Origin of the sequence: Mesorhizobium sp. ES1-4 (assembly GCF_020164745.1) — a bacterium.
Lineage (GTDB): Bacteria > Pseudomonadota > Alphaproteobacteria > Rhizobiales > Rhizobiaceae > Mesorhizobium.
In genome coordinates, this window is the sequence record NZ_JAIUGV010000018.1 from 1 (window position 1) to 12,107 (window position 12,107).

The 12,107-nt window shown below is 63.7% G+C and carries 11 protein-coding genes; 5 read left to right on the top strand and 6 right to left on the bottom strand.

Annotated elements, in window-relative coordinates:
- Positions 1–76: 76 nt before the first annotated feature.
- Positions 77–550 (bottom strand): transcription elongation factor GreA, encoded by a 474-nt coding sequence (greA, locus tag LB556_RS26355; RefSeq protein ID WP_008877613.1) that lies wholly within the window; start codon positions 548–550, stop codon positions 77–79.
- 269 nt (positions 551–819) lie between these two features.
- A complete protein-coding gene (locus LB556_RS26360) occupies positions 820–1,356 on the bottom strand; it encodes a tetratricopeptide repeat protein (RefSeq protein WP_224570503.1) in 537 nt (178 codons plus the stop codon).
- A 152-nt stretch (positions 1,357–1,508) separates the two neighbouring features.
- Between LB556_RS26360 and LB556_RS26365 the strand changes: the two genes are divergently transcribed.
- The 4 genes from LB556_RS26365 (at position 1,509) to LB556_RS26380 (ending at position 5,574) form a co-directional block, all read left to right on the top strand.
- A complete protein-coding gene (locus LB556_RS26365; RefSeq protein ID WP_224570504.1) occupies positions 1,509–1,934 on the top strand; it encodes a DUF3775 domain-containing protein in 426 nt (141 codons plus the stop codon).
- A gap of 661 nt (positions 1,935–2,595) precedes the next feature.
- The gene (locus LB556_RS32090) at positions 2,596–3,183 is read left to right on the top strand and encodes an extensin family protein (RefSeq protein ID WP_411908618.1); all 588 of its coding nucleotides are present in this window, start codon (positions 2,596–2,598) and stop codon (positions 3,181–3,183) included.
- A gap of 109 nt (positions 3,184–3,292) precedes the next feature.
- Positions 3,293–4,099, top strand: coding sequence for an extensin family protein (locus LB556_RS26375; protein ID WP_224570505.1), 807 nt, complete (start codon positions 3,293–3,295; stop codon positions 4,097–4,099).
- A gap of 164 nt (positions 4,100–4,263) precedes the next feature.
- Positions 4,264–5,574 (top strand): hemolysin family protein, encoded by a 1,311-nt coding sequence (locus LB556_RS26380; RefSeq protein ID WP_224570506.1) that lies wholly within the window; start codon positions 4,264–4,266, stop codon positions 5,572–5,574.
- Between the two features lie 63 nt (positions 5,575–5,637).
- Here LB556_RS26380 and LB556_RS26385 read toward each other — a convergent pair whose 3' ends face one another.
- The 4 genes from LB556_RS26385 to LB556_RS26400 all read right to left on the bottom strand — a co-directional run bounded on the left by LB556_RS26385 (position 5,638) and on the right by LB556_RS26400 (position 11,474).
- Positions 5,638–6,957 carry an HlyD family type I secretion periplasmic adaptor subunit gene (locus LB556_RS26385; protein WP_224570507.1) on the bottom strand — a complete coding sequence of 440 codons (1,320 nt, stop codon included), beginning with the start codon at positions 6,955–6,957 and terminating at the stop codon, positions 5,638–5,640.
- Between the two features lie 2 nt (positions 6,958–6,959).
- A complete protein-coding gene (locus LB556_RS26390) occupies positions 6,960–8,693 on the bottom strand; it encodes a type I secretion system permease/ATPase (protein WP_224570508.1) in 1,734 nt (577 codons plus the stop codon).
- Between the two features lie 34 nt (positions 8,694–8,727).
- Complete coding sequence (locus LB556_RS26395; RefSeq protein WP_224570613.1) at positions 8,728–10,206, bottom strand: family 16 glycosylhydrolase; 1,479 nt, start codon at positions 10,204–10,206, stop codon at positions 8,728–8,730.
- A gap of 341 nt (positions 10,207–10,547) precedes the next feature.
- Entirely contained in the window at positions 10,548–11,474 is a 927-nt protein-coding gene (locus tag LB556_RS26400; protein WP_224570509.1) for a DMT family transporter, read from the bottom strand.
- 217 nt (positions 11,475–11,691) lie between these two features.
- Between LB556_RS26400 and LB556_RS26405 the strand changes: the two genes are divergently transcribed.
- Entirely contained in the window at positions 11,692–12,096 is a 405-nt protein-coding gene (locus LB556_RS26405; RefSeq protein ID WP_224570614.1) for a YciI family protein, read from the top strand.
- Positions 12,097–12,107: the final 11 nt, after the last annotated feature.

Sequence of the window (12,107 nt, forward strand, 5' to 3'; positions counted from 1 at the left end):
GCCCCTCATCCGGCAGGCGGATGAGGGGCGGCGCCGACGTTAGTAAGGGAGATCCGCGAGAAGCCGAGCCCTCGAACTAAATGAACTGCACCTGGACGATCTCATAGCCGCGTGCGCCACCGGGTGCATTGACCTCGATGGCGTCGCCGACTTCCTTGCCGATCAGCGCGCGCGCGATGGGCGAGGAGATGGAGATGCGGCCGGACTTCACGTCGGCTTCCTGGTCGCCGACGATCTGATAGGTCTTCTTTTCCTCGGTGTCCTCGTCGACCAGCACCACGGTGGCGCCGAACTTGACCTTGTCGCCGCTGAGCTTGGTGACATCGATCACCTCGGCGCGGGCGATCAGGTCCTCGAGTTCGTTGACACGGCCCTCATTGAGGCTCTGCGCTTCCTTCGCGGCATGGTATTCGGCGTTTTCGGACAGGTCGCCATGCGAACGCGCCTCGGAGATCGCCTCGATGATGCGCGGCCGCTCTTCCTGCTGGCGCCAACGCAGTTCTTCCTTCAATGACGCGAACCCCTCGCCTGTCATCGGGACCTTGTTCATAGTGCCTGACCTTTCCTGCCGCCGCCCCCGCGTTTCGGGGGAAGCCTTGTCGTTGGGGTATAAAAGAAAACGGTCCGGCAGCCTCGGGCTAACGGAACCGTTTCACCGCAATTTTCCTGAATATAGCAATCTTTGCGGGCTTTTCACGCCCAAAAATCGGTTTTGCGAAAATCATCCCTTCTTTTGTCAGCGTCGGTGGCTGTGCGACGAAGGCGAACGAAAACGGCCGCGATTGCTCGCGGCCGCCTCGAGAAACCATGGGAGCCCGATCAGCTTCTCATGAAATGTTCGATCTGCTCGGCCAGCATGCCGTATTCGCGCGAACCCTTGCCGGTGCGCTTCTCGATCTCCATCAGCTGCTGCTGGGCGCCCGCCAGGTCGCCGATCTGCAGATGCGCCTCGCCGAGATATTCGCGCACCAGCGTGTAGTTGGGGTCGATGCGCAGCGCTTCCTCGTAATAGCCGAGGCCGACGGTAACGCGGCCGGAATGGCGGTGCGAATAGCCGAGATAGTTGAGGATGCGCGGATCCTGCTTGTTGGCGGCGAGAACGAGAACCGAGATCGCCTCGTCATAGCGGCCGGCCATCGCCAGAGCATGGCCCGCATCATAGATGCTGTCGTCGTCCAGCATGCCTTCCTTGGGGGGCACGCATTTCTGCTTCTTCTTGTCCCAGACCTCGCCCTTCTTGCACTGGGTGACAGTCTGGTCGCTGCCACCGCTACCGCCGGCGGCAAACGCCGGAACGGCAAGGAACTGCAGAGCGACCAGCGCAGTTGCAGCCTGAAGCAGCACTCTTTTATGCATCGAAGCCTCCTTGAGGGGTGTGACAATGCAACACTAACGCCGAGTGGCCCGCGTTTCATCCCAGAAAAAACCGGACTGGAGAACATGAGGTGACGGATGCCGCAAATCCGGTATCATCGCCCTCGAATGAGACTGAGCCACAGAGAGGGCCCGTGCAGCGGCGATTGGAAAAGGACTGGGATCTCACGATCGGCCCCGACACCGTGCGGCTGTTCATTCTCAAGGCCAAGGCCCTGAGCGCGGCGGTCAACGAGGACTATGCCGACGGCGCCGAACACGAGGTCGAGTTCGATGGCGACGGACATGACAATCACCACCATGACGGCCTTGCCGAGGAAAGCTCGGAAAACCTCACCGAGGAAGAACTGCGCGAGTTGATCAACGATTTGAATGTCGACGAGGCCGCGGAGCTGATCGCGCTGGCCTGGGTCGGTCGCGGCGACTACGACGCCTCTGAATGGGCCGAGGCGGTGACCGCGGCGCGCGAGCGCGCCAACAGGCGCACAGCGAAATACCTGCTCGGCATGCCGCTGCTCGCGGACTTGCTGGAAGAGGGACTGGAAGCGATCGGCGCGTAACGCGGAAGTAACCGATTGTGATCGCGTCGAAGCGCCTGTCGAGGCAACTTCAGCGGACCGGCGCCGTTTCGGAGCGATGGCAACGCTGAGCTTTTCCCGATTTTGCACCTTGGCGCTGCCTCTTGCGGCGGCGGTATTGCTGGCAACGCCGGCCGACGCCAAGCACCGTCACAGACACCACCGAGCGCTGACACCGCGAGTGGAGCAGCCGCTGAGCCCGCGGGCCGATCAACCCCTGAAGCCGCGTGGGAAATCGCACGGCAGGCAACTGAAACCGAGGCGCGGGCAACAGGCAACGCCGAGCCCGGCGCTGCAGCAACCGCAGCATCCTCTGCCATCGCCCGCCGATGCTCCCGTGCCGGAGCAACGTCCCGCAGTCACTCCAGACACGCAAGACCCGAAGTCGGAGGGTCCAAACAGCGGCGACGCGTCCGATCGCTTCAATGAGGAAAAGTCGCATGACAAAACAAAGGCGCGCCCCGAACCATCCGCCAATATGAAAAATGAACCGGAGCCGCCGGCCGACGCGGAAAACGTGCCGGAGCCGCCAGCCGTGGTGCCAACACCGACACCAAAGCCAGATGTCCAGGAGCCCCAGCCCCAGCCGCCGGCCGTTGCCCCGCAACCACCGCAAAAGCCGGCCGACGCGGGCGGGGAGAAAATGCTGCCCGATCCGCGCTCGGCCGACCTTCCCGCCGACAAGATGCCGGCCGAGGAAGTCGCCTGCCGCGAGCGCTTGAAGACGCTCGGCGTCGAATTCGAGGAGCACAAGGCCGAGAGCAATCCCGAAATCGGCTGCTCGATCCCCTATCCCATTGTGCTGAAGTCGCTCGGCAAGTCGATCGCGATTGCGCCCGGCGCCGAGCTCAATTGCCAGATGGCGGAGGCGGCGGCGCGTTTTGCCGCCGAAATCGTCCAGCCGGCGGCAAGAGCCGAATTCGGCGCCGACCTGAAATCGATCGGCCAGGCATCGGCCTTCGTCTGCCGGCCGCGCCACGGCACGCGCAAACTGTCCGAACACGCCTTCGGCAACGCGCTCGACATCGCCAGTTTTACGCTCTCCGACGGCAAGATAATCGAGGTTGGGCCAGCACCGCCGGAAAAGGACGCCAAGTTCCTCAACGCCGTGCGCAAGGCTGCCTGCGGCCCGTTCAAGACCGTGCTCGGCCCCGGCGCCGACGCCGACCACGGGCTGCATTTTCATCTCGACCTGGAACAGCGCCGGCATGGCGGTACGTTCTGCCAGTGAGCGATGTGATCGCCAGCCACATTTCAGCCGCAGGCGTGAACACAGGCGCTGAGTTTTCCTTTACTCTTGATCGTTAAAATGCCGGATATCCAGAATCGGGATCCCGTCAATGGCCGGCACATTTCGCGCCGTTTTCCGCGCCGCGGCGCGCCAACTGAAACCTGCAGCGCTGCTGGCCGCTGGGCTTGCACTGGCCGCGGTTTCGGCTTGCAACACCGGCAGCGTGCTATCGTTGCAGCCGGCCGTCGATGTCGGCTCGCAGACCGCGGCCGTACCGCAATATTCAGGCATGCAGAGGCTTGTACCGTCCAACCCTTATATGACGCAGGCTGCCTATCCGCGCATGGATGAGCCGATGTCGCCGCTCGAGCAGGTTCCAGCCAGCGAGACCGATTGCCGCCAGCAGCTGAAACGCCTCGGCGTGGTCTACACGGACCTGGCGCCGATCCATGAAGGCCAGTGCGGCATCGACTATCCGGTCAAGGTCTCGGCCATCGGCAGCGTCGAGATGAAGCCGGCCGCGACGCTCACCTGCGACATGGCCGCCACCTTCGCCGCCTGGACGAAGAACGAACTCGTCCCCTCCGCCCGCTGGCGCTACTTCTCCGGCGTCAAGACCATTCACCAGGGCTCCAGCTATTCCTGCCGCAACATTGCCGGTGAAGGTGTGCTGTCCGAGCACGGCAAGGGCAACGCGCTCGACGTCATGAGCATCGAACTCAACAATGGCGACGACATCGACGTGCGCAAGCCTGGCCTGTTCGCGTTCCGCACCCGGGGCTTCCTCAACAATGTGCGCGCCGACGGCTGCCAGTATTTCACCACCGTGCTCGGTCCCGGCTACAATTACGATCACCGCAACCACTTCCACTTCGACATCAAGAACCGCAGGAACGGTTACCGCGCCTGCCGCTGATCCCTTTGCCTGACGCGACTCCAGGAAGTGCGGGGCGGCTTCGCCGTGGCCGCGCATTAATTGTCGCAGCCCTGGGGTGCCTGGTCGACGGGCATTTGCCGTCATCTTTCTAAAATGGTCGCCGACTATTTTCGAAAGCCGTGCGGCAATGCTATTGAGCCCCCATGTTATACGTTGAAATCGCCACCGTGGTCGTCCTCATCTGCGTGAACGGCCTTCTGTCGATGTCCGAACTCGCCATCGTCTCGTCGCGGCCGGCTCGCCTGAAGGCGATGATCGACCGCAACGTCAAGGGTGCCGGCCGCGCTTTGGCGCTTGGCTCGAATCCCGGCAAATTCCTGTCCTCTGTGCAGATCGGCATCACCCTGGTCGGCGTGCTCTCGGGCGCCTTTTCCGGCGCCACGCTCGGTCAAAGGCTGGCGCAATATCTGGCTTCGACAGGCATCCGCGAGAACATCGCCGATCCGCTCGGCGTCGGCATCGTCGTGGCCATCATCACCTATGCTTCGCTGATTGTCGGCGAATTGGTGCCCAAGCAGATCGCGCTACGCGATCCCGAACGCGTTGCCGCCCGCGCTGCTCCCGCAATGACGATCCTCGCCACCCTATCGGCCCCTCTGGTCTTCCTGCTCGATATTTCGGGCCGTGCCGTGCTCTGGCTGCTCGGCCAGCGCGGCGAGAGCGAGGAAAAGGTCACCGACGAGGAGATCAAGATGCTGGTCGCCGAGGCCGAGCACCACGGCACCATCGAATCCGACGAGCGGCGCATGATCGCCGGCGTCATGCGGCTTGGCGACCGCGCCGTGCGCGCCGTCATGTCGCCGCGCACCGATGTCGACTGGATCAACCTGCAGTCCGATGAGGCCACGATCCGCAAGCTTCTGATGGATACCCAGCATTCGCGCCTGCCCGCCGGCGACGGCGGGGTGGACGCCATGATCGGCGTCATCCAGACCCGTGACGTGCTGGCCGCGCTGCTCGGCGGCCGCGCGCTCGACCCGCGCAAATATGTGCGCGCGGCACCCATCGTGCATGACCAGGCCGACGCGCTCGACGTGCTGCAGAAGCTGAAGGAGAGCGACGTGCCGATGGCGCTGGTGCATGACGAATACGGCCACTTCGAAGGCATCGTCACCCCAGCCGATATTCTGGAAGCCATCACCGGCGTCTTCCGCTCGGATCTCGAGGCCGGCGAGGAAGAAAACGCCGTCCAGCGCGACGACGGCTCATGGCTGCTCGCCGGCTACATGCAGGCCGACGAGATGGCCGAGGTGCTGGGCATCGACCTGCCGGAGAACCGCGATTACGAAACCGTCGCCGGCTATGTGCTGTCGCACATGCACCATCTGCCGACGACTGGTGAATGCGTCAACGCACAGGGCTGGCGCTTCGAGGTGGTCGACCTCGACGGCCGCCGCATCGACAAGCTGATCGCCACCCGCCTGCCCAGCGGCCACCGCGAGGTGGCGCGCTGACGGTTCAATGTGCAAGGGCGATGGCCGCCATTGGCTTCGCGCGGATTGACCGCAGGCCCGCGACTACTGCTCCGCGAAAGCGCGCGCGAATGAATCGAACATCGGCCGCGCGAGATATTCCAGGAAAGTCCGGTCGCCGGTGCGGATGAACGCCTCGACCGGCGTCCCGGGATAAAGTTGATCGCGCCTCACGCCGGGCGGCAGGTCGGCGGCAATCGTGAGCTTGGCGCGGAAATAAGCTTCATGCGTGGTCTGGTCGATCAGCCGATCCGCCGAAATCCGTGTCACGGTGGCTGAAACCTCAGGCGTCAGCCGCGCGTTCAAGGCGGACAATCGCAGTTTCGCCGGCTGACCGACATGGACCTGGTCGACATCCTTCGGCCGCAGCTTCGCATCGACGACGAGGCCCGACGCGGTGGGCAGGATTTCCATGATCTTTTCGCCCGGAGCAATCACGCTGCCCTTGGAATTGTAGGTCGATGAGACAACGATGCCCGCCGCCGGCGCCTTGATCGTGGTTCGCCGCAGCACCGCCTCTGCCGCCCTGATCTGTTCCTCGACGTCGGCCAGATTGGAGCGAACATCGTCGAGTTTCGTCAGCGCCTCCTCGACGCGTTGTGTGGTCAGGCGCTCCGTCTGCTCCTGGGCTTCGACGATCTGGGTGTTGGCCGTCGCGAGATTGGCCTCCAGCGCCCCGGCCTGCCCGACGAGATCGGCCTCACTGCGCAAAAGCTGGGAGTATTCGGTACGATTGGTGAGGCCCCTGTCCAGCAAGCTGGTCTTGATGCCAAGTTCTTTCTTGACGACTTCGGCCTGTTGCTGAATGGCCTGTTTCTGGGCCTGCAATCCCACCACCGATTGCCGGTGCATGGCGACCCGTTGCGCCAGGATCGATTTTTCCGATCGGAACCGGGCGAGCCTGGCATCGAATTCCTTCTGCTGTTCTCGAATGAGAATCTCGAAATCGTGCTGGAAAGGTGCAGGCGCCGCTTCCGCGATCGGCGCCAGCCTGTCCAACCCGTCGCGTTCCGCCTCCAGCCGCGCCGCGCTTGCTCTGAGCGCGATTGACTGTCTCGTCAGCCGGTTGAGCTCGGCCTGGGCGGCCGTTGGGTCCAGCACCACCAGATCCTGGGCCGCTTGCACGCGATCGCCCTCATGGACCAGCAACGCCTGGACTATACCGCCTTCGGGATGCTGGATCAGGATGTTTCCGCCCGTCGCCGAGATCGTGCCTTGCGTGATCACCGCTCCCGCCAAGGGCGCGCTGACGGCCCAGTATCCGAAGCCGCCAGCCAGCAGCCCTATGGCGGCATAACCGGTTAGGGCGACGCGTCTTATGTCGGTGCGTGGCTGGCTGTCCCAAGCGAGGCTCGGCGTCGTCATCGTCAGGATCCGAACCCACCATGCGCGCGGATCGTCGGGGCGAACGACCCGGTCACCACCGTGCCCTGCTTGGCACCCTTGCCGATGGCCAACCGCCGCAGCACTTCGCCGCTTGGACCGAAAGCTTCGATGACGCCGGCGCGCAAAAACATGACGCTGTCGCAAGCGGCGGCGATCGAAGGCTGATGGGTGATCACGACGACCGTCACGCCCGCCGCCCGCACGGCCAAGAGCACCGCCTCGAGCGCGGCCTCGCCACTCCGGTCGAGATGAGAACCGGGCTCGTCGAGCACCAGCAAGCGCGGATTGCCATAGAAGGCGCGCGCCAGCCCGATGCGCTGGCGCTCGCCGCCCGAAAGCCCCCTGTCCGGGCCGATCATGGTCTGGTAGCCGTCGCGCTGCGCCAGGATCAGCTCATGTACCTGGGCGCGCCTTGCCGCCTCGACGATCGCGGCATCGTCCGCCTCTGGGTCGAAGCGGGCGACGTTTTGCGCGATCGATCCCGGAAAAAGCTCCACCTCCTGCGCGAGGTAGCCGACATGCTTTCCGAGCTGGCTTTCGTCCCAAATCCCGAGGTCGGCGCCGTCGATCCTGATTGAGCCGCCGGTCGGTTGGGCAGCACCCACAAGCAACCGCCCCAGCGTCGATTTGCCGGCGCCGCTCGGGCCGACGATGGCCAACGCTTCGCCTGCCCCGATCGCAAAGTTCAGCCGCTTGAGGACGGGCTCCGTGCCGGGCCGGGCATTCGGCGGCATAAAGAAGACGTCCTGCGCGGAAATCGCCCCAGCCGGATCGGGCAGGATCAGCTTCCGCGGCTCGGCCGGACGCGCCGCAAGCGCCTTTTCCAGCCGTGTCCACGCCCGCCGGGCGTCGGCGATCTGCCGCCAGGCGCCGATCAGTTGGTCGAGCGGCTGCAACGCCCGCGACGATACCAACGAGGAGGCGAAGATCATCCCGGCCGTCATCTGCCCTTGAAGCACCAGCCATGCGCCGGCGCCGAGGATCGCCAGTTGCAGCATCATGCGCAGCGCTCGCGAGGCGCCGCTGAAAATCGCATTGGCACCCGACGAGCGGTCATGAAAAGCAAGCGCCTCCGCCACGTGCCGTCCCCAGGCCCGCGAGGCATTCTCCACCATGCCCATGGCGCGCAGCGTCTCCGCATTGCGGGCAAAGGCCTGTTCCGCCTGGCTGGCCAAAGCCGAACGCTCCGTGGACAAGGCGTCGTTCCTGCCGATGGCAAGCTGGTTGGCCAGGACCAAGAAAAGCAGAAGCACCGCGCCCGCGACCGTCACCCAGAACAGCAGCGGGTGGATGAGATAGAGCAGGGCGAGGAAGACGGGGGCGAAGGGCAGGTCGAACAGCACCGCCACGCCGCGCGACCTGATGAAGGCGCAGACCGAGGCGAGGTCGCGCAGCGGCGACAGACCACCGGCGTATTTCGCGCCAAGCGAGATGGCGAATGTTCTGGCGCCCAGCTTCCGGTCGACGGTCGCCGCAACGCGTTGCGTGTAAACGGCGCGGATCGCGTCCAGCAGCCCAAGGAAGGCGAGCGCGAGGACCGCGATGGCCGAAAGATAGACGAGCGTCTCGACGCTGGAGGACGGCAGCACGCGATCATAGACCTGCAGCAGGTAGAGCGGAAGCACCAACAGCAGGATGTTGATCAGCAACGAGAAGACGCCGACATCGGCGATGGCGCGCATGAAGACCGGACGCAGGCCGGACGGTCCAGTCATTTCCGCATCCCCCGCCGCTGCATGACCCGAGACCTTACGCGTGGCCCCCGAATTCGGAACCGTTGTGCAACGTGCTGATCGCGATGCTGTGCGTGGCGGTGCTGCCGGTGTGCAAGGCGCTCGCGGGCGCGTTGTCCAGCGTATAGGCGCGGATGTAGTCGATCTTCATCTCGGCCGGCGTGGCCAGATGATCAGGCGGCGATCCGGCGAAACCGCCGACCGCGAGATTGACCAGCATGTACATCGGCTTGTTCATGTCGGACGGCGTCGCCGCTTCGGCGACCTGAACACCGTCATAGGTCCAGACCAGCTTGTCCGGCGTCCACAGCACGCCATAGGTGTGGAAGCCGGCGGTGTCCATGGTACTCACCGTCGACGACACCTTGGTATGCGTTCCCGTCTCATTCGAGTGCGCCGTCATGATCAAGGAGCTCGGGTCCTGCCCGCGCGTTTCCACGACATCCAGTTCCGGCGGCCACGAGCCGTCTTCGGGCAGCAGCCAGAAGGCCGGCCAGGCGCCGGCGTTTTCGGGCAGGTCGGCGCGCATTTCGAAATATCCATAGGTCTGCGAGAAGGTGTCGTGAGTTGTCAGGATGCCTGACGTGTATTCGTAATTGTTGATGAGCGGCTTGATGTCGGCCGGCGCCTGCGCCGCGGTGATCGTGAGCACGCCATTGTCCACGCTGAACGGATGGACGGAACTCGTCGGTGCGTAATTGGCGTCGATATACCACTGCAGCTCGCTATTGTCGCTCAACGTGCTGCCGTTCGGCGCTCCCCACCAGAAATTGGTATCCCACGTGCCGCCCTGTCCGTTGTGAAGATTCAGCGTGTTGAAATCGTCGCTGAAGGACAGCTTCATTCCGGACATGTCGATGGGCAATTCGAACTGGCCGGGCTGCAGCTTGTCGATGGTCGTGTCCTTGAACTCGAGGATCTCGCCGGATCCAAGGTTCAACAGCACGTTCGAACCCGCCTGGATCAGGTTTGAGTGGATGGCGTCGAACGAGGTGAACCCATAGCCATTAAGGCGGACTGTGTCGGTGGCGGCGAAATTTGCTATCAGATCGCTTCCGTTGCCTTTCGAGACAATGAATGTGTCGTAACCGCCGCCGCCATCGATCAGCACGTCGTTTCCCGCGCCGCCGTCCAGCGTCTGGTGCCCGGCCTTGGCAGTGATGATGTTGTCCAGCCCATTTCCGAACGCATGGTTGTTGGGGTTTGTGACGATCAGGTTCTCGACATTGTCGGGGAGCTTGTAGCTCATCCATGTACTGATCGTGTCGACACCCGCCCCGGCGGCCTCGGCCACCTTGTTGCCCGCCCCATAGAGGTAATAGATATCATCGCCCGTGCCACCGTGCATCGTGACGTTGGCGCCGCCTGCTCCGTACAAGGAGTCGTTTCCGGCGCTGCCGTACAAGTCCGGCCCGGACCCCGCCGCCGAGAACCAATGGTTGGAAGCGCCGCTATAAGGGAGAGGAACACCCAGGGCGTTGACGAAGAAGCTCATCGCATAAATCCTCCTCGTGAGGCCTGGCCGGATCGAACTATTAGATGCCAGGCGGCCGTACCCGGACCAACGTTGCCAGGCACGATCTCGTTCCAGGTACTTGCCATATAGTCTGCCATTGCTTCGACCATTGGATGACATTTTATGATCGGACAGCACAACAGACCGGAAAAGGGTCGACAGATCGTAATCACGCAGGTAACATATTTAATAAAAGTTGCACAATACATGCAGATCTATTTGCATTACCGCTCCAAGATATAACGCGTTGACGCGTCGATTGGCGCTTCCCAGCGGCCACATCGAGATGGGGCGCTGACTGTTGCAGCGTGCGCCCGCCCTCAGACAGCGGCTTCGATCGGCTCGGCAAGCCTGGGATTTGAGCGTGCCGCGATCAGGCAACTGGTCACGATGAGGCCCGCTCCCGCAAGCGTGGTCCAGGTTACTGCCTCGTCGAAGAAGAACCAGCCAAGCGTGATCGCCCAGATGAACGCCGAATATTCGGTCGGGATCAGATATTGCGCCTCGGCACGCGCGTAGGCCCAGCTCATCAGGAACTGGCCGGCGAGCGACAGCGCCGTCACTCCGGCAAGCGGAAGCCAGAGCTCGCCCGGCAGGGCAATGGCGAGCCAGGGTGCCGCGAGGCCGAGGACGACCGCCACGCAGAGGTTCTGGAACAGCATGATCTCGATCGGTTTGGCCACCTGCGCCTGCTGCCGCGCAAGGATCAGATTGTAGGCGTAGAACACCGTCGAGACCAGCACCGCCGCCGTGCCGAGCAAGGCATCCCCGGCATGGTTTGCCTGCCCGAACTGGCCGCCCACGATGATCGCGACGCCCGCTATGCCTGCCAATGAGGCCCATATCGCCTGGCGCTGTATCCGTTCGCCGAGCAGCAGCGCGGCCAGCAGCAGGGCAAACAGCGGTGCCATGAAGCTGAGCCCGATCGCCTCCGCCAGTGGCAGCCTGGCGAGCCCCCAGAAGAAGGACAGCAGGACAAAGCCGACGACCACGGCACGCAGCGCATGCAGCCTGAGCACGGAAGGCGCGGGCAGCGTGCGCCGCCCCGCCGACCAGCCGGCGCCGGCAACCACGGTCGCGAGCATGCTGCGCCACAGCACCGTGTTATAGACGCCGACGGCGATGACCAGAACCTTCATGGCCGCGTCCATCCCCGACAGGAGAAAGATGCCGAGCGCGCAGACAAGCACCGGGACCATAGGAGAGACCGCGCCTGCCAGGCTGGATGACTTCACGACGCCCCTCATGTGATGGATCGCAGCCGATATATCAAAGCGGACCCGCGGGGCCAGATGGCAGCCCCGCCGATATGGCGGTCCAACCACGCCGGCTAGTGGCATGACCGAGGAACTGTATCACCGGAGGCATGAACTGCCGCCGATCCGGACTTTTTTGGCGCGCGTGTCGATTCCGCCATTGCCCGTTCGTCATATGATCGAACCAACCCAACCAAGGAGAAAGACCATGCGGTTCATGATGCTGATGATCCCCGCCGGCTATGCCGAGGCGGCGCCCGATGTCATGCCAGGCGCCGAGGCGGTGGAGGGAATGATGAGATATAACCAGGAGCTCAAGAAGGCCGGCGTGCTGCTGGCGCTCGACGGGCTGCATCCGCCGTCCGCCGGGGCGCGGGTCAGCTACAAGGGCGGCAAGCCTGTGGTCGTCGACGGCCCCTTCGCGGAGGTCAAGGAAGTTCTGGGCGGCTATTGGGTGATCGACGTACGCTCGCGCGACGAGGCCATCGAATGGGCTCGCCGCTGCCCCGCGGGGGAGAATGATGTGATCGAAATCCGCCAGGTCTTTGAAGTGAGCGAATTTCCCGAGGACGTCCAGAAGGTGGTGGAAGGCTTTGGCGAGCTGACAGATTGACGGCCACAGCC